19 protein-coding genes, 1 tRNA gene and 1 pseudogene are annotated in these 19,012 nt (G+C 66.3%); 19 read left to right on the forward strand and 2 right to left on the reverse strand.

Annotation, left to right across the window (positions count from 1 at the left end):
* Positions 1-48: 48 nt before the first annotated feature.
* A tRNA-Met gene (locus tag IC63_RS05880) sits at positions 49-125 on the forward strand.
* A gap of 112 nt (positions 126-237) precedes the next feature.
* Here the strand turns inward: IC63_RS05880 and IC63_RS17350 are convergent.
* A complete protein-coding gene (locus tag IC63_RS17350) occupies positions 238-2,613 on the reverse strand; it encodes a S8 family peptidase (RefSeq protein ID WP_198026263.1) in 2,376 nt (791 codons plus the stop codon).
* A 168-nt stretch (positions 2,614-2,781) separates the two neighbouring features.
* A complete protein-coding gene (locus tag IC63_RS05890; protein ID WP_036717916.1) occupies positions 2,782-3,768 on the reverse strand; it encodes an AAA family ATPase in 987 nt (328 codons plus the stop codon).
* A gap of 274 nt (positions 3,769-4,042) precedes the next feature.
* Between IC63_RS05890 and IC63_RS05895 the strand changes: the two genes are divergently transcribed.
* From IC63_RS05895 to IC63_RS18705, 18 genes and pseudogenes are all read left to right on the forward strand, one after another.
* Positions 4,043-4,369 (forward strand): helix-turn-helix domain-containing protein, encoded by a 327-nt coding sequence (locus tag IC63_RS05895; RefSeq protein ID WP_036717917.1) that lies wholly within the window; start codon positions 4,043-4,045, stop codon positions 4,367-4,369.
* A gap of 10 nt (positions 4,370-4,379) precedes the next feature.
* Positions 4,380-5,102, forward strand: a complete 723-nt coding sequence (locus IC63_RS05900; protein ID WP_036717920.1) for an ImmA/IrrE family metallo-endopeptidase — start codon at positions 4,380-4,382, stop codon at positions 5,100-5,102.
* Positions 5,103-5,206: 104 nt separating this feature from the next.
* On the forward strand, positions 5,207-6,397 hold the full coding sequence (locus IC63_RS05905) for a hypothetical protein (RefSeq protein ID WP_232222523.1): 1,191 nt from the start codon (positions 5,207-5,209) through the stop codon (positions 6,395-6,397).
* A 61-nt stretch (positions 6,398-6,458) separates the two neighbouring features.
* The gene (locus IC63_RS05910) at positions 6,459-7,316 is read left to right on the forward strand and encodes a hypothetical protein (protein ID WP_036717922.1); all 858 of its coding nucleotides are present in this window, start codon (positions 6,459-6,461) and stop codon (positions 7,314-7,316) included.
* 167 nt (positions 7,317-7,483) lie between these two features.
* Entirely contained in the window at positions 7,484-7,693 is a 210-nt protein-coding gene (locus IC63_RS05915) for a helix-turn-helix transcriptional regulator (RefSeq protein ID WP_036717925.1), read from the forward strand.
* A gap of 10 nt (positions 7,694-7,703) precedes the next feature.
* Positions 7,704-8,189 (forward strand): hypothetical protein, encoded by a 486-nt coding sequence (locus IC63_RS05920; RefSeq protein ID WP_036717927.1) that lies wholly within the window; start codon positions 7,704-7,706, stop codon positions 8,187-8,189.
* Positions 8,189-8,935: an ATP-binding protein gene (locus IC63_RS05925; RefSeq protein ID WP_036717928.1), complete on the forward strand. Its 747-nt coding sequence runs from the start codon at positions 8,189-8,191 to the stop codon at positions 8,933-8,935. Before IC63_RS05920 ends, IC63_RS05925 begins: the two co-directional genes overlap by 1 nt.
* 22 nt (positions 8,936-8,957) lie before the next feature.
* The gene (locus IC63_RS05930) at positions 8,958-9,461 is read left to right on the forward strand and encodes a DUF669 domain-containing protein (protein WP_036717931.1); all 504 of its coding nucleotides are present in this window, start codon (positions 8,958-8,960) and stop codon (positions 9,459-9,461) included.
* 66 nt (positions 9,462-9,527) lie between these two features.
* A complete protein-coding gene (locus tag IC63_RS05935; protein WP_156965372.1) occupies positions 9,528-9,893 on the forward strand; it encodes a hypothetical protein in 366 nt (121 codons plus the stop codon).
* Entirely contained in the window at positions 9,893-10,834 is a 942-nt protein-coding gene (locus IC63_RS05940; RefSeq protein ID WP_036718043.1) for a PD-(D/E)XK nuclease family protein, read from the forward strand. Before IC63_RS05935 ends, IC63_RS05940 begins: the two co-directional genes overlap by 1 nt.
* Positions 10,828-12,567 carry a DEAD/DEAH box helicase gene (locus IC63_RS05945; RefSeq protein WP_084115539.1) on the forward strand — a complete coding sequence of 580 codons (1,740 nt, stop codon included), beginning with the start codon at positions 10,828-10,830 and terminating at the stop codon, positions 12,565-12,567. Before IC63_RS05940 ends, IC63_RS05945 begins: the two co-directional genes overlap by 7 nt.
* The gene (locus IC63_RS05950; RefSeq protein WP_036717934.1) at positions 12,564-12,788 is read left to right on the forward strand and encodes a DUF6511 domain-containing protein; all 225 of its coding nucleotides are present in this window, start codon (positions 12,564-12,566) and stop codon (positions 12,786-12,788) included. The genes IC63_RS05945 and IC63_RS05950 overlap by 4 nt, the downstream gene beginning before the upstream one ends.
* A complete protein-coding gene (locus IC63_RS05955) occupies positions 12,788-15,073 on the forward strand; it encodes a PriCT-2 domain-containing protein (RefSeq protein ID WP_036717935.1) in 2,286 nt (761 codons plus the stop codon). Before IC63_RS05950 ends, IC63_RS05955 begins: the two co-directional genes overlap by 1 nt.
* A gap of 392 nt (positions 15,074-15,465) precedes the next feature.
* On the forward strand, positions 15,466-15,987 hold the full coding sequence (locus tag IC63_RS05960; RefSeq protein WP_036717938.1) for a crossover junction endodeoxyribonuclease RuvC: 522 nt from the start codon (positions 15,466-15,468) through the stop codon (positions 15,985-15,987).
* On the forward strand, positions 15,984-16,184 hold the full coding sequence (locus IC63_RS05965; protein WP_028030855.1) for a hypothetical protein: 201 nt from the start codon (positions 15,984-15,986) through the stop codon (positions 16,182-16,184). Before IC63_RS05960 ends, IC63_RS05965 begins: the two co-directional genes overlap by 4 nt.
* Complete coding sequence (locus IC63_RS05970; protein ID WP_036717942.1) at positions 16,177-16,605, forward strand: DUF6362 family protein; 429 nt, start codon at positions 16,177-16,179, stop codon at positions 16,603-16,605. The genes IC63_RS05965 and IC63_RS05970 overlap by 8 nt, the downstream gene beginning before the upstream one ends.
* A gap of 462 nt (positions 16,606-17,067) precedes the next feature.
* Positions 17,068-18,444: a site-specific DNA-methyltransferase gene (locus IC63_RS05975; RefSeq protein WP_036717944.1), complete on the forward strand. Its 1,377-nt coding sequence runs from the start codon at positions 17,068-17,070 to the stop codon at positions 18,442-18,444.
* 1 nt (position 18,445) lies between these two features.
* A pseudogene (locus IC63_RS18705) lies at positions 18,446-18,952 on the forward strand (DNA cytosine methyltransferase); the annotation flags it as partial.
* Between the last annotated feature and the right edge of the window lie 60 nt (positions 18,953-19,012).

Raw genomic sequence — 19,012 nt, forward strand, 5'->3', positions numbered from 1 at the left:
ACCGCACCGGATCCCACGGGGAAAACCCCGCCGCAACAGCGGCACGGTCGCGGGGTAGAGCAGCCCGGTAGCTCGTCAGGCTCATAACCTGAAGGTCACAGGTTCAAATCCTGTCCCCGCAACCAAATCTATCCGCGTTATCAAACGCTTATGCGCCGCCCTCCGGGGCGGCGTTTGCGTTTCCGCCGCCCGTGGAAGCACTGTGGAAGCAAGAGGGGCCGAAGTCGTGCGTAGAGGCTACAATTCCACCTCTGCCTCCAGCTCCGCCACACCAATCTCCTGTGCAACCGGTGTCCAGATGTCGAAGTCTTCGGCTTCGGTTTCTATGGTGACAATCAGCGAATAACGCGCACCAAGTCCGCTTCGATCGCGCTTGGGCTGATCCTTCCACCAGCCAGAGACCGGATAGATTCCTATCGCGCCGCGCTCAGCAAGATCCGCAGCGGTGCCAACCCAAATGTCTGAATGAACGGAGCCCTTGTTACGGGCTTCTCCAATGTACCAATCGGCCAGGCCCCCAGCGGGGGCGGGCTTCCCTTCGTCTTCTTCGAGCGCTTTCTGGTTCAAGCGCTTATGGAACTCATCTGTGCTCTCGGTTGGAAGTTTCATGTCGAAGCGCAAGCCGTGTGAAGCATAGCGGTGACGTGTCTTCCAACCACGTCTGCCAGGGTTGGGCTCGATGAAATACGACAGCGTAACCCGCACTCGAACGGGCGTCTCTCCCATCTCCGTCAGTACCGACTTCGGCCAGGGCAGTTCATGCAAATGCAACTCGCGCATCTTTCCATTGGCGAAAGGGCGGATCGTTGACTGCGCGACGAGGGTAAGCGCATCGCCGGCGCTTCGAAGTGCGGCGGGGAGATTCGGTACGCCATAACCATATCGGCGAAGAAGCTTCGCCCGGGCCTTCTTTCCTCCGGCACCGTCGATGTGCTTCCGCATCGCCTTAGTCCATCTTGCCGACTGGACGATCAGGCCTCGGACGCTCTCCGGCCAGAGTTGCGGATACTCGGCGCTGATCATGGCTGCCATCCGCGCCACTTGCGCCGTTGCCGCGCTCGTCGCCCACGAAAGTGCGAAGCTCTTCTCCGCTGGTTTGTGGTGCGTTGACAGCAAGCAAAGATCTGCAACAGGGAAGTCGATAGCTTCCCCATTCAGGGCGAGATTCCCGCCCTCAAAGACTACGTCGGGCTTAAGTGGCCATGTCTCCTGAAACAACACTGAGGTTGTGCTCCAGGGCGAGAGATCACCCGCCGCGGCCAAGGGTGACCACCCGGCGAAAGATGGGTCGTTTATGATCGCTTTCTCTGTGTACGCGCCTACGGTCAGCGCGTTCCAAGCGTGCGCAGGGTCATGAATAGCCTCGAGGTCGCTTCGATCGAGGTGTTCCTTCTGCAAGTTCGTGCCATTGACATTACCCGCACTAAGCACGAAGAGACGCGGTACATTTGATGCGTCATCTTCCAAGTAGACTAGGCCTTGGTTCGTTGCGTCGAACGATCGGCCTACTGCAAGCGCGTCAATTGCCGCTGACCAAGAGGTTGGCTGCCCACGGTCCCGCTCGTCGGTAGCGGTCACGGCCATCGAGAATGTGCGGCGTCGTTGAGGTGCTTGGATCTCGGGACGTGCTACTGCTTGAGCAGTGATGGCGCCATAGAGCTCTGGCGGGTTGGCTCCATGAGGCGGGAGAATCTTGACCGACTCGAGGCGGTGGCGAAGCGGCACTGGTTCGGTGGACACCAGCACATCGATCATGTCTCCGTAGCCAGAAAGGCCGGCCATTTCGGTGCCGTGGCCATGATGGTCGTGCGCGCCCCAAGTCGGAACGACGGTCGTTGCGTCTTCTGGTGCCAAGATTTCCTGAAGAAGAGGATGTCCATACGTCACGCCAGTGTCGAGGATGCAGACCGCAGGCGCACTCGCATCTGGAGTCACTGTGCGCTCCTTGAGGTCGCCCACCCAATCGGCCTGCTCGACTGGAGTGAGATCGTTCACGAAGAATGCAGCAGTTTCCTTAGCTCGTCGTAACTCCGCGAAATCGTTGAGCACGTCCAAGGAGGCAGAAAGTTGGGCGACCGTTCCTTGCACCAGGACGACGATACGATCGTCAAAACCAAGTCGGCGCTCGCCGACGTTGACCCCCGTCTGTTCCCCAAAGTCCATGAGGCGGGCGAGTTCGGCACCGTCGTGGCGTCGCAGCCAGACTTCCCACCACGACACTTCGTCTTCAGCGGGAAAAGCGGCGTCGGTGTCGGTCCAGAGCGCTCGCAAGCTTGCCTTCCGTAGCGTCGCAATCCGGTCCACCAGATCCTTGTGGCGTGGTTCGCCCTTCTGCGTCGTTTCGTCGGCGTACTGCTGGAACCGGTCGAAAAAGTGCTTCAGAGCGCCATCGGGGATGAAAACTGTCGCGAGTTGAACGGGACCGTCGCCGTCTCCCGTGGCAAATCGGACATTCAGTAGCTCGATCCCCTTCTGTTTGTTCTCGAGCGACTGAAGCTTCAGATCAAAGCCAGGAGGACTTTCGAACTCAACCGTGATCCCAGACGGCGCGCCTTCGACAACTACACTTGTTTCCTGTCTGCTGGCGTTTGCCTGTTCCCTGATGGTCGACAAAGATTCGCTAAGCGCTGCCGCATGAGCGGGCCGGTTCGGTGGGCCCGGGTAGACGGGAACGTCAATCTTCCGTGGGTGGGGGCGGTAGTCCTCCGACCGAGGAACATTCGGAACTATGAGATGCTTCCGGTTTCGCGGCGCTGTCATCGTAATCGCAACCTCACCGGATCATCGATGCACAGCGCGTCGTTCGCGCAAAGCTTCGACAACCTCCCCGGTGTCGATGCGGGTATGTTGTTGTAGGATGGCGTTCTTTGCCGCCTGCTCGCAGGCCCGGGTTACCTCCGAGTGGCTAAGCCCTTCTGCGGCTTCAGCTGCAGCAGACCAATCCACCTTGGACGTATCAAGAAGTGCTAGTCGGGCGCGCATGACCTGTTCGGAAATATCTGCCGACGGCAGGCCATACTCGATCACAGCATCAAAGCGCCGGAAGAGCGCCTTGTCCAGGATTTGCGGATGGTTGGTGGCGCCTGCAACGAGGCTGTCCGAGTCATCTTGCTCGAGAAACTGAAGGAACGAGTTCAGCACGCGACGTATCTCGCCTACCTCGTTCTTGGTGGCGCGCTCGCTCCCGAGAGCGTCGAACTCGTCGAAAAAGTAAACGGCCCGGGTCTGCTGGATCGCATCAAATATCAGCCGCAGCTTCGCGGCGGTTTCACCGAGATACCGCGTGATCAGGCCGTCGAGGCGGATTGTGAAGAGTGGTATTCCAAGTTCACTGGCCAATGCGGATGCCGTCATCGTCTTGCCAGTCCCAGGCGGGCCAACAAGGAGGAGTTTTTGTATTGGAGACATGCCGTGGGCACGCAGCTTTTCGCGCTGGCGTTGCTCGAGAAGGATGCGTTCGAGGCGGGAGCGCACTGACTGATCAAGCGCCATATCAGCGAGACGGATTGTCGGGAATGAGGCCGTGAGTAGGCCGGCGAGTTCACCGCGTGGCTGAACTATCGGTACAGGCTTCGTCTTTTGACCCTGTGCCGGCGGCTCACCGTGCGCTTTCGCGCGATCTACCAGATCGCGCAACTCCTTTGCCATTTTGGTGTGACCCTGCCGGGCCGCCTGAGCGGCCACCTGCAGCGCGATCGCATAGAAGCGCTCTTCGTCACCCTCAGAGTGACTTCGAATGAGCGCTTTTATGTGATCCGCGGTCGCCATCTCTGCACTGCCTCCCTCCTCTTTCGGCAGGCGTCAACGCTGCTCGACTGCCGACCCTGCGCTCGAAAATTGCCTTTTTGGCAGCTGCAGTTGACCCAGTTTCTACACGGGCGCGAGTCGGGTGTCGACGCTCTTGAGGCAGTCCCCCTCGTCCAAATGCTCGAAACGGCCCAGTCGCAACGACCTCCCTGTTGATCACCTTGGGGATAAGGCGTAACAGTTCGCATATCCGCGAACAAGCGGATTGACAGGGAGAGCAAGAGATGAACCGGCCATGTCCGCCGACGGTGTGACCTTCGGCCAGGCGATTTCGAAGGCCCGAAAGGGGCTCGGTCTCAGCCAGAAGGAGCTCGCAGCGCGCGTGATGAAGGAAGAGGGCGGCGGGTCGATATCCCCGCAGTATCTCAACGACATCGAGCACGATCGACGCAGCCCCAGCTCGGGGCACCTGATCCGCCAGTTCTCCGGAATCCTGAACATCCCGGAGGACTACCTATTCGCACTCGCTGGCCGGCTACCGGATGATCTGCGGCCGGACGCGTCCACCCCGGACAAGGTCGTCGAGGCCTTCGCCAATTTCAGGAAGACGTTGAAGGAGTAAGGAGGTTCGCATGGTGAAGATGATCCGTGACAACACGGGCCGCTTTGCCGAGCGACCCTTCTACGCTGCGCGGGATCTCGACGATGAATGCGAGCGGCTGATCCGGGACCTTCTGCTGAAGCGCCGCGGGACGGTCGACTACCCCGTGGCGACCGACGACCTGACCGTGCTGATCGAGATGCACGATGCGGACCTTGACCCTTACGCCGACCTGTCAGCGTACGGGCCCGATGTGGAAGGCGTCACCGAGTTCTTCCCCGACCGGGGGCCCAAGGTCTCCATCTCGGAACGCATCGCGGCCGACGAGCGGCGCGAGAATCGTTTCCGCACCACGCTCACCCACGAGTTCGGGCACGTGAAGTTCCACGGGCCTCTCTGGGCGCAGAAGTTCGCCAACGGCGACCTGCTCGAGCGCGGCGTGAATGCGAACAAGGCGATCTCCAAGCGCGACAACATCCTGGACGCCCCGCAGTCCGACTGGATGGAATGGCAGGCTGGCTATATCAGCGGCGCGCTGCTGATGCCGGCCACGCCGGTCCGTCGCCTCGTGTCCGACTACTGCGGCCCACGCGAGCTGCATGGCGATATCCATGTTTCGACGGAGCATGCTGTGGTGCTGATCCAGATGGTCATGGAGCGTTTCGCGGTTTCCGAAGAGGCCGCGCGCATCAGGCTGCTGAAGCTGAACCTGATCACTTCGGTACGCGGACAGCCCTCGCTCTTCGGCCGCTGATTGCGAATCCGCGGAAGTGCGTATTTTTTCGGTTGACTCCCCTCTGGCGCGATATACGCTGATTAGCAGATCAGCCGATACATGGAATCGCCAGAAAGGAGATCATGGTGACTGCACTGTCCGCCTTCCTTCGCAAGACGCCCGGTGAGGCGCTGCGCGAATACTTCGACCGGCCGGAGATCGGCCTGCCCACCGAGTTCGACTGGCCCGAATCGGACGCCGATCTGTCCGGGCCGCTTCTCGGCGCCATCGAGAAGATGTCCCGCGTCCAGCGCGACCGCATCTCGAACGACGCCGAGCGCGTCCATGGCCTGTCCGATGAGCCCGGGCAGGCCGCAATCTACAGCGTGGCCGAGGATCCCGCCTTCCTCGACGGGCTCGCGAACCCGCACGCGCGGTCGCTCTGGATGTTCCTGAACGCGCAGGACCGCTTTCGTTATGCCGAGGAAGTCCGCTTCACGGAGGACCGCCGGCGCGGTCGGATGTGGGCCGGCTACATGACCGACGCCGGCTGCGTCGTGCAGCGCGATGCATCGGCCCGCCACGCCTTCGTCTCCGCGATCAAGGAGTTCTCGGGCGCCGCCCATGCTCATGTCGACATCTTCGACCGGGTGCGGACGACCCATGAGGGCGACGAATGCGACCTGGTGCAGGTGACGATCTACCGCGAGGGACGGCCCGACGATCTGCTGCGCTTCGACGACAGGGGGTCCCTCGTGCGGCAGGCCTATCGTCCTGTGTTCGAGGCCGCGGTGACCTACGAGCCCGCCACCGGCGGCATCGAGGTGATCGCCAACGACAAGGCGACGCGGAGCGAGATCGTTAAGGCGACGGTCACGCACCTTCTCGGCATCGCGTTCAAGGAGAACCGCCTGCCGCTGCGGTGCTACGATCTCTCGGTGCTTCTGAACCCGTATGACTTCCCGGTCGATCCGGAGGACTGGATCGAGGGCGTCGAGGTGCGCGAGCTGCGTCTGATGCCGATCGACGACAGTGATTTCCGGGTGACGCTGGAGAAGCCCGCCCGAGCCGACGAGACGATCTGGGCGAAGGCGGAGGAAAGGTTCGGGGATCGCACGCCCCTGAGCGAGGGCTACGTCGTCACGCGGGCCAAGATCGCCGTGAAGCTCGCCCGCCGTCCGCGAGGCGACCGCCGGCGGACGCTGGCCCTGACGATCACCTGGCCTCATGGCTGCGATCTGAAGGACCGCACCGCGACCGAGCAGATGATCGGCGAGAAGTACCTGCGGCGCTGGGGGGTCCTGGTCGATGACTTGCAGCTCTTCGAGGATTGACCTCGCCGCCCGCCGGCTGATCTCGTCCATCGCCGGAACCCGCGACGCGCGGGTTTCGGCCATGGCGCTGGCGCACATGCGCAGCGCCGGAAAGACGCTGATGGACGCCGGACTGATCGTGCAGCGCGGCAGCGCGATGTCCGTCGTTGCCGAGGACGACTTGGACGACACGCCGACGTCCGTCATCGCCCACCCGATCACCGGCCATCACGGGCATCTCGGCAACGCGGCATGGCACGACGAACGGGCGAGCGGCCGCCGCCAAGTCTATGCGCTGGACATGGCGGCAGCAGCTCGGCGAGTGGTCGCCCGGCTCGATTGCTCACTCGGCAAGGACCCGGTGCCGTATCTCGATGGCGTGGTGTTGGATTTCGGAGCTGCGCGGCTACCGAACCGTACAGCGCGCGTCGGGATCTGGGTGGTACGCGGCTTGAGCGTTCCAGGGGCCTTCGACCAGTTCCGCCAGCTCGCCGCGCGCCGTCCGTCCGAAGGCTTGCGGCTAGTTATATCCCTTGATCCGGCCAAGGGGCTTTGCCGCTCGACCCTGAAAGGCCACGAGATCGTGCCGTTTGAAGATGTGGTCGATCATGAAGACGGGATCGCCGCGAACCCCGGAATCCTTTCGGCACGGCTGCTGACGGGTCCTTCTGATCAGGGGCCGGTTTGGGTCTCCGGTGACGGAGCGATCCTGATCGTCCACGGTGAACGCTTTGAGTTCAAAGGCACGAAGCAGAAGGCTGCAGTGCTTATGATGGCCGAGGCCTTCATCGCGGGGGAACACCGGCTCTCGACGGATGCGGTTTTGGAGGCGGCCGCTTGCGGTCGAACCGTTCGGAGACTGTCCGAGCTCTTCAAGGGACACCCGGCTTGGAAGCGGGTCATCTTCGAAAGCGGCGCGAGTTGCTGGATCGAAGGCTGACCGCAAATCGGTGACGTGAAAGGCCGTCCTTCGGGGCGGCCTTTTTCGGTTTCGGGCGCCTCGATTTGCATTCCTCCCGTCTCTCCTCCTTGGCTCCTCCCGCTGCCCTCCTAGGCGCTCCCCCATCGTCCTTCGCAGGCATTCGGCCAATCGCGAAGGAGACGACGATGTCAGTCACACATCTCAACCAGGTCGAGCTGGCGGCTCGATGGAAGATCAGCCCGCGCACGCTGGAGCGCTGGCGTTGGACCGGTGAGGGCCCCGCCTTCATCAAGATCGGAGGCCGGGTTGTGTACCGGCTCGAGGATGTCGAGGCCTACGAGGCCAACCGGCACTGCTCGAGCACGTCCGACAAGCCCGCCGTGAAGCTGGCGTGAGGGGGCGGCCATGACGATCCCCAACCGCATCACCCTCGACGACCTTCCCACCATGCCGGTGGGCGAGATCGCCGCTCTGCCGGGCGACCAGCTGGCGCTCCTGAAGCAGGACGCCGACGAGCGGCTGCGCGCCGCGAAGACCCTCAGCGACTGGCTCGATGGCGCCATCGCGCTGAAGTACGGCGACCAGGCGCAGGAGGCGCGCCGCGCGGAGAGCAAGGACACCGGCACGGTCAGGCTGCAGGACGGCCCGGTCACGGTGGTCGCGGAGCTCCCCAAGCGCGTCGATTGGGACCAGGCGATGCTCGCCGGTCTGGTCGAGCGCATCCGGGCGGATGGCGCCGATCCCGCCGAGTACGTCGACATCGCGTTCAGCGTCCCCGAGCGCAAGTACACCGCCTGGCCAAAGGACATCCGCCAGGAGTTCGAGCCCGCGCGCACGGTCCGTAGCGGCAAGCCCAAGTTCCGGCTGCTTCTCGGCGAGGAGGCGCGCTGATGGCCATCTCGCTCGCATCCCTGCAAACCTCGACGGCTCTGCGGCCGCCGCGCGTGCTGATCCACGGCGTCGCCGGCATCGGCAAGTCCACCTTCGCCGCGTCCGCCGACGCGCCCGTGTTCGTTCTCACCGAGGACGGTCTCGGCAAGCTCCAGGTGCCGCATTTCCCGCTGGCGACGAGCTACGCGGAGGTCGCCGAGGCGCTCGACGCCCTGCTCGACGAGGACCACAGCTACTCGACGGTGGTCGTCGACAGCGTGGACTGGCTGGAGCCGCTGATCTGGGCCGAGGCCTGCCGGCGCAACGGCTGGCAGTCGATCGAAAGCCCCGGCTTCGGCAAGGGCTACGCCGAGGCGCTGACCATCTGGCGCGAATACATCGACAGACTGAACGCGCTCCGCGACCGGAAGGGCATGGCGGTCATCCAGATCGCCCACACCGACATCAAGCGCTTCGATAGCCCCGAGCACGAACCCTACGACCGGTACGTGATCAAGCTGCAGGCCCGCGCCTCCGCGCTGCTGCAGGAGCACTCGGACGTCGTGCTCTTCGCCAATTACCGGATCTCGGTCAGCAAGTCCGACGTGGGCTTCAACAAGAAGGTGACCCGGGCGCTCGGGTCCGGTGCGCGCGTCATGCACACCGAGGAGCGCCCCGCCTTCCTCGCCAAGAACCGCTACGGCCTGCCGGAAACGCTCCCGCTCGAGTGGTCGGAGTTCCTGGCCGCCATGCCCCAATCCGCCTGATTACGACTGAAAGGACAGCACGATGGCACGTTTTGACACCGCCTTTGACGCCGCCGGCATCGAGCCCACCACCGCCTACGAGATCCTGCCCGCGGGCAAGTACCGCGCCCAGATCGTCGAGAGCGAGATGCGCGTCACGAAGAACGGGATGGGGAAGTATCTCTGGCTGATGCTCGACATCCTCGAGGGGCCGCAGCAGGGCCGCAAGGTCTTCGACCAGCTTAACCTGGTGAACGCCAACCCGACCACGGTTGAGATCGCGCAGCGCACGCTGTCGGCGATCTGCCACGCCACGGGCAAGCTGCAGGTGAACGACAGCGAGGAGCTGCACCTGATCCCGATGACGATCCAGGTCGGCGTGAAGCCCCCGAAGGACGGCTACGGCGAGCGCAACACGATCCGCTACATGGTGCCGGAGGCCCCGCAGGCGACCCCGCCGAAGCCCGCCGCCACGCAGCCGGCCAGCGCGCCCGCGCAGTCGGCGCCCGCCCGCCCGGCCACCGCGCCCTGGAACCGCAAGAGCTGACGCCCTCGGCCGCCGCGGGCTGAGACCTGCGGCGGCCCGGACATCGACAGACCCGAGAGACCGACCATGACCAACACCACCGACGCGGCCTGCGCGGCCGCGAACGCCCCCGGCTTGCCTGACGACACCCGGCGCCTGATCGAGATCGAGGACGCCATCGCGAAGATCCGCACGCAGATCGCGACCGCCGATCTGGCGCGGCAGCGGACGGCCAAGCCGATCGACCCCGACTGGTTTCACCGCGCGCGCACGGCGCTGCGTCACCTCAACCGCGAGCGCGCCGAGATCGTCGCCCGTCAGGGCGGCCGCCGCCGGCGCGAGCGCCTGAAGGACATGATCATCGCTGTCCTGCGCGAACGCCATGACAGCGCCGCCTGGGCCGCTGTGCTGGCGGAGGCTCGAGCGCGGCTCGAGCGGGAGGAGGCGTGCTGATGGCCGAGCTCCCCGAACCCCCGACGCCGACCCTCTCCGCGATCTACGCCTCCTTCGAGGCGCGGCAGGGCGACGGCTTCCGCGACCACCTCGGCGCCTCGCTGATCGGCAAGTCCTGCGCCCGCGCGCTCTGGTACGACTTCCGCTGGGCGACGCCTGCGCGGCACACGGGCCGCATCCTGCGGCTGTTCGAGACCGGCCAGCTGGAAGAGGCCCGGCTTGTCCGCGACCTCCGCGCCACCGGCGCGACGGTTCTGGAGGTCGATCCCGAGACCGGGCGGCAGTTCCGCGTCGAGGCGCATGGCGGACATTTCGGCGGCTCGCTCGACGCCGTCGCCCTCGGTCTGCTCGAAGCGCCGAAGACCTGGCACGTCGTCGAGTTCAAGACCCATTCGGCGAAGAGCTTCGCCGAGCTGGTCGCCAAGGGTGTCGTGCTCGCCAAGCCCCAGCACGCCGCGCAGATGCAGGTGTACATGCACCTGACCGGCATCACGCGGGCGCTCTACGTCGCGGTCTGCAAGGACACCGACGCGCTGCACATCGAGCGCGTCCCGGCCGACCCCGAGATGGGCGAACGCCTGCTGGAGAAGGCGCGGCGGATCATCTTCGCCCAGCATCCGCCCGAGCGGATCAGCGCGGATCCCGCCTGGTTCGAGTGCCGGTTCTGCGACCACCACGGGCTCTGCCACGGCGAGGACGCCGCGGCTGTCACCTGTCGGTCCTGCCTGCATTCGACACCGGTCGAGGGCGGTTGGCACTGCGCGCGCCACGACCGGTTGCTCGACCCTGCCGACCAGCGTCGCGCCTGCGGCCGGCACATGTTCATCCCCGATCTCGTCCCCGGCGAGGTGACCGACGCAGGCGAGGACTTCGTCTCCTACCGCATGCGCGACGGCTCGGCCTGGACCAACGACGCCCGCGAAGAGGCCGCCGCATGCTGACCCTGCGCCCCTACCAGCAGGCCGCGATCACCTCGATCTACGGCTATTTCGAGAAGGAAAGCGGCAACCCGCTCGTCGTGATCCCCACGGCCGGCGGCAAGAGCCTCGTCATGGCCGCCTTCATCGACGGCGTGCTCAAGGCCTGGCCCGACCAGCGCGTGCTCGTCGTCACCCATGTCCGCGAGCTGATCGCGCAGAACCATGCCGAGATGCTGGGGCTCTGGCCCGAGGCGCCGGCGGGCATCTACTCGGCCGGGCTCGGCCGCCGCGATGCGCGGGCCCGGATCCTCTTTGCCGGCATCCAGTCGATCCACGACAAGGCGACGCGCATCGGCCACGCCGATCTGGTGCTGATCGACGAGGCCCATCTGATCCCCGGGCGGTCGAACACCATGTATCGCCGCTTCCTCAATGACCTGCAGGCGATCAACCCCGCGCTGAAGGTGATCGGGCTGACGGCGACGCCCTTCCGGCTCGACAGCGGCATGCTGCACGAGGGCGAGAATGCGCTATTCACCGACATCGCCTACGAGGTGTCGGTCCGCGACCTGATCTATCAGGGCTATCTCTCCCCGCTCATCTCGAAGCAGACCAAGACCCGCCTCGACGTGACCGGCGTGGGATCGCGGGGTGGCGAGTTCATCGCGCGCGACCTCGAGGACGCGGTCGACCAGGACGCCATCACACGCGCGGCCGTGGCCGAAGTGATCGCCCATGGCGAAACGCGCCGGTCCTGGCTCGCCTTCTGTTCCGGCGTGCGCCACGCCACCCATGTCGCCGAGGAGTTCCGCCGCTGCGGGGTTAGCTGCGCGACGATCTTCGGCAAGACGCCGAAGGACGAGCGTGACGCGATCATCGCCGCCTTCAAGCGCGGCGAGATCAGGGCGCTGGCCTCGATGGGCGTGCTGACGACGGGCTTCAACGCGCCGGCCGTGGATCTGATCGCCATGCTGCGGCCCACCAAGTCGGCAGGGCTCTATGTCCAGATGGCCGGACGGGGCACGCGGCTCGCCGCGGGCAAGGAGAACTGTCTCGTTCTCGATTTCGCGGGCAATGTCCGGCGGCATGGCCCCATCGATCTGGTGCGGCCGAAACGGCCGGGCGGTCCGGGCGACGGGCCGCCGCCCACGAAGATCTGCCCCGAATGCGGGACCATCGTGGCCATCGCGGCCCTCGAATGTCCCGGCTGCGGTTTCGAGTTTCCCGGCCGCGAGGTGAAGCTCGAGCCGACCGCCTCGACGCTGGAGGTGCTGTCGACCGGCAAGCCGCAATGGGTCGGCGTCACCGACGTCACCTACAGCCGCCATGAGAAGCGCGGCGGGCGGGTCTCGCTCAAGGTCACCTACCGCTGCGGTCTCTGCTTCCACACGGAATGGGTCTGCATCGAGCACGAGGGCTATCCGCGCCGGAAGGCCGCGAGCTGGTGGCGCGAGCGGGCGCCGGATCTGGAGGTGCCGGAGTCCGTCGACGAGGCGCTCATCCTGGCGGACGAGCTGCGTCGCCCCACCGAGATCGCCGTCCGCCCCGCCGGCCGCTTCACCGAAATCACCGCCTACAGGTTCGCCCCATGCCTTACAGCCGTGCCGGGCTCTGCGCCGTCTGCCATCGAGAACCCCGCGGCTGGGGCTGGTTCGACGCGCGCTTCCGCGTCTCCGACCCGCGGCGCGACACGAGTCGCAGAGACCTCTGCAGCCGGCTTTGCCAGGACATCTGCCACCGGAGGTCGGGCATGATCGATCCGACCCCCAATGAGACGGCGGCCATGGTCGAGGGCGGCAAGGCCGGCGGCGCCTATCTCGACAGCCTCGGCCGGACCGATCTCGCCCAACTCAGCGAGGAGGAGTGGGACACCTTCGTCGAGGTGATCGTCACCGGCTACTGCGACCACCTGCGTGACCTGGCGGCGAAGGACCGTGCCCGGCTCGACGGCGTGATCCCTGAGGTGCCCTTCTGATGGCGGACACCTCGTGGATGGCGCGCGTGGGCGCGCGCCTCGTGACCAACGGCTACGCGATCCTGCCGATCGCGCCCGGCACCAAGAAACCCGGCCGGTTCGCCCGCGCGGCCTGGCACGACTACCCGCAGTGGAACCGGCATGCGAGCCGCGCCACGACCGAGCTCGAGGTCGCGACCTGGTCCAGCTGGCCCGACTGCGGCGTCGGGATCGTCGGCGGTGCGGTCGCCGCGCTCGACATCGATATTGCCGAGGATGGCGACCTGGCGCTCCGCATCGAGCGGCTCGCCCGCGAACGGCTGGGCGACACGCCGGCGCTCAGGATCGGAAAGCCGCCGAAGCGGCTCATGGTCTATCGCGCGACCGAGCCTTTCGCCGGGATCCGGCGCGCGCCGCTCGAGGTTCTGTGCCTCGGACAGCAGTTCGTGGCCTATGCCGAGCATCCCGATACCGGCCAGCCCTATGCCTGGCCGGACGAGGGGCTCGCGGATCTCGACATCGAGAGCCTGCCCGAAATCGACGCCGAACAGGCAGCGGCGTTCCTCGACGAGGCGCTGGCGCTGATCCCGCCCGAGCTGCGCCCGAAGAGCCTCGGCGCGAAGGGCGCGAACGGGGCCGGGAATCCGTGTCTGCCGGCCCATGCACAGGCTGGCACACTGGCCGCGATCCGGAGCGCGCTCGCCTGGTTGCCGAACGCCGAGCTCGACTACGACAGCTGGATGCGCATCGGCATGGCGCTGAAGGGCGGGCTTGGCGAGGAGGGTGCTGCGCTCTTCGCCGACTGGTCGGCACAGGCGGCCAAGAACGACCCGGCCGCGACGGCGAAGGCGTGGACGAGCTTCAAGCCCGCGCGGATCGGCGCCGGCACGATCTATCACCTCGCCATGGAGAAGGGCTGGCGGCCCGATCCTGACCTGCTGCTCGACGGCAGTCAGAAGATCAGCGCGGCCGACGAGCATCCGGCGGCAGGGCTCCTCGCGCGGCTCGCCCAGCCCGAGGCCCCGATGCCGATCCTCCCGCCTGCGCCGTCGTTCACGCTGACGATCCCGGGCGGGCTCGTGGGCGATCTCGCGCGGTACATGATCGACACCGCGCGCAGACCCCAGCCGCTTCTGGCGGTGGGCGCCAGCCTCTGCGCCCTCGGCGCGCTGATGGGACGGCGCTACCGCACGGCGACCGACCTGCGCACGAACCTCTACATCGTCGGCATTGCGGACAGCGGCTCGGGCAAGAACCACGCCCGCGAGGTCGTCAACGAGCTGTTCTTCGCGGCGGGGCTGGCGCAACACCTCGGCGGCAACAAGATCGCCTCGGGCGCGGGGCTCCTGACCGCGCTCCACCGTCAGCCCGCGATCCTGTTTCAAATCGACGAGTTCGGGATGTTCCTCTCGGCGGCGGCCGACCGCAAGCGCAGCCCGCGCCACATCACCGAGATCCTCGACAACATGACCGAGCTCTACACTGCGGCCAGCGGGATCTTCCTCGGCGCGGAATACGCCAACCGGGACGGCTCGAACGATCGGCGCGACATCGTGCAGCCCTGCCTCTGCGTCTACGGCACGACGACGCCGCTGCATTTCTGGGGGGCACTGCAGGGCGCTAATGTCGTCGACGGCTCGCTCGCCCGGTTCATCATCCTGCCGAGCGAGGAGGACTACCCGGACGAGAACCGTCGTGCCGGGCTGCGCACGTCGCCGCGCCCACTGATCGAAGGGCTGCAGCGGCTCGCCGAGGGCGGGGTGCGGACCAGCGGAAACCTGGCCGGCCGAACCTCCGGACCCGAGACGGCTGTCGATCCGATGACGGTGCCGATGGACGACGACGCGCAGGCGCGCTTCGACGCGCTGGGCGAGGAGATCACCGCCGAGCTCCGGGCCGCGGCCGGCACGTTCCACACGCCGATCCTCGCCCGGATCGCGGAGAACGCGGCCAAGGTCGCGCTCGTCCTCGCCGTGGGGCGCGATGCGGTCCACCCCGTCATCCGTGTCGAGGATGCCCTCTGGGCCATCGATTTCGTGCGCCATTTCGCCCGGCGCACCATCGATGCCGTCGAGCGCCATGTCGCCGATACCGAGACCGAGGCGCATTTGAAACGCGTGCGCGAGATCATCCGCAAGGCAGGATCGGCCGGCGTCACCAAGTCCGAACTGACACGCGCCTCGCAATGGCTCCGTGCGCGCGACCGCGACGACATCCTGCTCACGCTCGTCGAGAGCGGCGACGTCGCCACGGTCGAGCAGGAGACCGGGGGGCGGAAAGCCATGCGCTTCCGGGCGATGCGGTGAGGGCCGGGACGATGCTTCCTTCAACCGCCCCCATCCTTCATTTGAAGGAAGTTCCCGCCCAAGCCCCCGTCCCGCAACGGAAATCCGGCGCGGCGGACTTCTTTCAATATTTCACGCAAAGACCCTCGCGCGCGTGGAGAGGGCGGGGTGCCAGACACATACCCAATGAAGTAACTGAAATATTGAAAGAAGAGATTTATACTCATTCTGCCAATGGTTTGCGGCCTCACTTCCTTCAAGCGGACGGGGTGAAGCCATTGAAGGAAGTGCCGGGCGCTCCCGGCATCGACAACGTGACCGTGACCAGACCTCGCGATCCCGACCCGGGCGCGCGTGCTGCCCTCACCAGGCAGCCGTGCCGCCCCGGCCTCTCACTCGAAGAGGAGGTCGTCATGGACCGCTCCCCACACATCGCCCCGACGCCTCTCACGGCTGCCGGCAGTCTCAACCCCTGCATTCTCGCGCTGGATCTCGGCACCAGCACCGGCTGGGCGTTGCGCGCGCCGGACGGGCTGATCACCAGCGGAACTGCGAGCTTCAGGCCCGGTCGCTACGACGGTGGCGGCATGCGCTATCTGCGCTTCACCAACTGGCTGACCGAGATCGACCGCCTGTCGGGGCCGATCGCCGCGATCTGGTTCGAGGAAGTGCGCCGCCACGCCGGAACCGATGCAGCCCATGTCTATGGCGGGCTGATGGCCACGCTCACGGCATGGGCCGAGCTGCGGGGCGTGCCCTATGCCGGCGTTCCTGTCGGCACGATCAAGCGCCACGCCACGGGCAAGGGCAACGCGCCGAAGGAAGCGATGATCGCTGCCGCCCGGGCCCGAGGCTTCAGCCCTGCCGACGACAACGAGGCCGACGCCATCGCGCTGCTGCTCTGGGCCATCGAGACGAACGGGGGTGTCGCATGAGGTGGCATCCCAAGGGCTACGGCGGCCATCGCCGGGATCCGGACCAGGTGAAGCGCGAGGGCTGGCGTGAGCAGGGTCTGCTCGCCGTCTCGCTCGAGGACGCGCGTCTGACCTGGCCGGAACGCGAGCTCGTCCGCCAGCTGGGCGAAAAGCTCTACGGGCCGCGCCCCTCCGACGAAGGAGGGCGCCATGGATAAGTGGACCCCGTCCCTCGTCGAGGCCCGTCTCGCTGAGGCGGCCTTCGTGCTCAAGCGCCTGCCGGAGCCGCGACGGCAGGGCTACTTCAGCACGTGGCCCGAGATCGTCCACAGCTTCGCCGACAAGGTGGGCCAGGAGCCGAAGCCCATGCGTGTGCTGCCCTCGCCGCAGGCGATCAGCCGGATGGAGGAGACGCTGACCTGGACCGCGTGCCTCGATCCGGTCGATGGCAAGATCGTCTGGATGCGCGCCCATGGGGAGCGGTGGAAGACCATCTGCTGGACGGTCGGTCTGCAACGCTCGGCCGCCAACCAGCACTGGCTCTACGGGCTCTGCGTCATCTCGCTGAGACTCAACCGGCGTCGGTTCAACCGCAACCTGTCGAAGCGGAAGGTGATCGAGCTTGCCGGTGGCGCGTAACCCTGCGCGCCACAGTGGAAGGTGTGCGGCGGACAGTTTTCGACGGGACAGAAAACCGTTTCGCGGGCTAGGTTCGGGATAAGCTCGGGAGAGACGCGCGCGCGGCGCGGCCCCGAACGAAACCGTCCTTTCGTTGGCGACGGCCCCTAGAAAAGGAAAGGCGCTGATCCTTTCCTTGCGGGCCGCTGTCCGCCCCCGCCAAGCCCCTCAGCCGACTTCGCGGTTCCTTCTGCGCGACATTCGTATGCTGGCGGGCGAAGCGCGGGACATCGCCAGCGACAGGGCCGGATTTTTGGGACGCCACCCGGAAGCCGGACCCACTCACGCCGCGCACAAACGCCAATGAACGCTGGCCTTCCGACCGGACACCGTTGGTGGCCGCTGGACCCCGCGTGGAGTCCAGCCCGGCATCCGGAGTCCGGAAGCCACCGGCATCCACCCGACCGAGGAACCTTGCCCACCATGACGCTGAGCTTCGCCCCGGACGCGATCGAGACGTGGCCGCTGTCGCGCCTCCAGCCCTACGCGAAGAACGCGAAAGCGCATGGCGCGGACCAGGTCGCGAAGATCGCCGCCAGCATGGCCGAGTTCGGCTGGACCGTGCCGTGCCTCGTGGGCGAGGACGGGGAACTGATCGCAGGGCATGGGCGCGTACTGGCCGCGACGCAGCTCGGGCTGACCGAAGCGCCGGTGATCGTGCTGGGCCACCTGACCGAGGCGCAGCGGCGGGCCTACCGGATCGCGGACAACAAGCTGACCGAACTCGGCACTTGGGACGAGGCGCTGCTGTCTGCCGAACTGAACGACCTGCTGGCCGATGATTTCGACCTGTCGCTGGTGGGCTTTTCCGACGGCGAGTTGGACAAGCTGCTGGCCTTCGTGCCGGAGGGGAACGGTGAAGAGGGTGGCGCCGGGGGCTCCGTGCCGCCGGTGACCATCCCTGAACCACCGCGTAATCCTGCCTCGCGCCCGAGCGATCTGTGGATCCTCGGTGACCACCGCCTGCTCTGTGGCGACAGCACCAGCGCTGCCGATGTGCGCCGCCTGATGAACGGCGAGCGAGCGATCCTGTTCGCGACGGACCCGCCTTATCTGGTCGATTACGACGGCTCGAACCATCCGACCCGCAACAAGGATTGGTCCGCGTCCTACGGCACGACCTGGGACGACAGCAGCCAGGGCGCCGAGCTCTACGACGGCTTCATTGCCGCCGCGGTAGCCGAGGCGATCACAGAGGACGCGGCCTGGTACTGCTGGCACGCCTCGCGCCGCCAGGCGATGCTGGAAGCCTGCTGGGAAAAGGCCGGCGCCTTCGTCCACCAGCAGATCATCTGGGTGAAGGACCGCGGTGTTCTGACCCGCTCGCATTACCTGTGGAAACACGAGCCCTGCTTCATGGGCTGGCGCCGCCCCAACCGTCCGCCGAAGGTGGCCGAGGAAACGCTGCCATCGACATGGGCGCTGCCCAGCTTCGCCAAGGACGATCGACCCGACCATCCGACACCGAAGCCGCTCGACGCCTTCGGCATCCCGATGCGCCAGCATGTCGCCCGTGGCGGCCTCTGCTACGAGCCGTTCTCGGGCTCCGGCTCGCAGATCATGGCGGGCGAAGCCAATGGCCGCCGCGTCTTCGCGATGGAGATCAGCCCGGCCTATGTCGATGTGGCCGTGGAACGCTGGCAGGCCGAGACCGGCCGCGACGCGATCCTCGACGGTGACGGTCGGACCTTCGCGCAGGTGAGGACCGAGCGGCTGGGCGACGATGCCGAAGCCCCCGCCGACGCCCCGGCAAGGGACGCAGCCCCCGAACCCGCGCGAAAGCGCAAGACCGCCGCGTGACATGCATGACCTGGCTTTACCTTCCTCCGGATGCGCTTCCGGAGCTGGAGACGCATGCCTGTTCGGCCTCTCCCTCTGCTCCGGCGCAGGCGGGCTCGACCTCGGGCTCGCCATCGCCATCCCCGGATATCGTGCTGTGGGCCATGTCGAACGGGAAACCTACGCCGCAGCCACTCTCGTGGCGCGGATGGAAGACGCGTCCCTGGATCAGGCTGTTGTCTGGGACGATGTTGCCACCTTCGACGGCCGCCCATGGCGCGGCGCGGTGGACATCGTCACTGCGGGCTATCCGTGCCAGCCGTTCTCCGTCGCGGGCAAACGCCGGGGCGCGGACGACCCGCGGCACCTCTGGCCGCATGTCGCCCGCATCGTCGGCGAGGTCGAGCCGCCTTTCGTGTTCCTCGAGAATGTCGCCCATCATCTCCGCCTCGGCTTCCCCGAAGTCGCCAGCGGACTGGTCGGCATGGGCTACCGCCTTGCGGCAGGCCTCTTCACGGCGGCGGAGGTCGGCGCGCCGCACAAGCGCGAGCGGCTGTTCATCCTCGCCATCCGCGAGGGAGATCAGTTG

The organism is Paracoccus sphaerophysae (genome assembly GCF_000763805.1).
GTDB classification, from domain to species: Bacteria; Pseudomonadota; Alphaproteobacteria; order Rhodobacterales; family Rhodobacteraceae; genus Paracoccus; species Paracoccus sphaerophysae.

Excerpts from the sequence above, each read along its gene's own strand:
- IC63_RS05895 (WP_036717917.1), top strand. The coding sequence starts at position 4,043 with ATGTCCGCCGACGGTGTGACCTTCGGCCAGGCGATTTCGAAGGCCCGA.
- IC63_RS05915 (WP_036717925.1), top strand. The coding sequence starts at position 7,484 with ATGTCAGTCACACATCTCAACCAGGTCGAGCTGGCGGCTCGATGGAAG.
- IC63_RS05920 (WP_036717927.1), top strand. The coding sequence starts at position 7,704 with ATGACGATCCCCAACCGCATCACCCTCGACGACCTTCCCACCATGCCG.
- IC63_RS05940 (WP_036718043.1), top strand. The coding sequence starts at position 9,893 with ATGGCCGAGCTCCCCGAACCCCCGACGCCGACCCTCTCCGCGATCTAC.
- IC63_RS05890 (WP_036717916.1), bottom strand. The coding sequence starts at position 3,768 with ATGGCGACCGCGGATCACATAAAAGCGCTCATTCGAAGTCACTCTGAG.
- IC63_RS05935 (WP_156965372.1), top strand. The coding sequence starts at position 9,528 with ATGACCAACACCACCGACGCGGCCTGCGCGGCCGCGAACGCCCCCGGC.
- IC63_RS05945 (WP_084115539.1), top strand. The coding sequence starts at position 10,828 with ATGCTGACCCTGCGCCCCTACCAGCAGGCCGCGATCACCTCGATCTAC.
- IC63_RS05965 (WP_028030855.1), top strand. The coding sequence starts at position 15,984 with ATGAGGTGGCATCCCAAGGGCTACGGCGGCCATCGCCGGGATCCGGAC.
- IC63_RS05925 (WP_036717928.1), top strand. The coding sequence starts at position 8,189 with ATGGCCATCTCGCTCGCATCCCTGCAAACCTCGACGGCTCTGCGGCCG.
- IC63_RS05905 (WP_232222523.1), top strand. The coding sequence starts at position 5,207 with ATGGTGACTGCACTGTCCGCCTTCCTTCGCAAGACGCCCGGTGAGGCG.
- IC63_RS05955 (WP_036717935.1), top strand. The coding sequence starts at position 12,788 with ATGGCGGACACCTCGTGGATGGCGCGCGTGGGCGCGCGCCTCGTGACC.
- IC63_RS05975 (WP_036717944.1), top strand. The coding sequence starts at position 17,068 with ATGACGCTGAGCTTCGCCCCGGACGCGATCGAGACGTGGCCGCTGTCG.
- IC63_RS05900 (WP_036717920.1), top strand. The coding sequence starts at position 4,380 with ATGGTGAAGATGATCCGTGACAACACGGGCCGCTTTGCCGAGCGACCC.
- IC63_RS05950 (WP_036717934.1), top strand. The coding sequence starts at position 12,564 with ATGATCGATCCGACCCCCAATGAGACGGCGGCCATGGTCGAGGGCGGC.
- IC63_RS05970 (WP_036717942.1), top strand. The coding sequence starts at position 16,177 with ATGGATAAGTGGACCCCGTCCCTCGTCGAGGCCCGTCTCGCTGAGGCG.
- IC63_RS05930 (WP_036717931.1), top strand. The coding sequence starts at position 8,958 with ATGGCACGTTTTGACACCGCCTTTGACGCCGCCGGCATCGAGCCCACC.
- IC63_RS05910 (WP_036717922.1), top strand. The coding sequence starts at position 6,459 with ATGGCGCTGGCGCACATGCGCAGCGCCGGAAAGACGCTGATGGACGCC.
- IC63_RS05960 (WP_036717938.1), top strand. The coding sequence starts at position 15,466 with ATGGACCGCTCCCCACACATCGCCCCGACGCCTCTCACGGCTGCCGGC.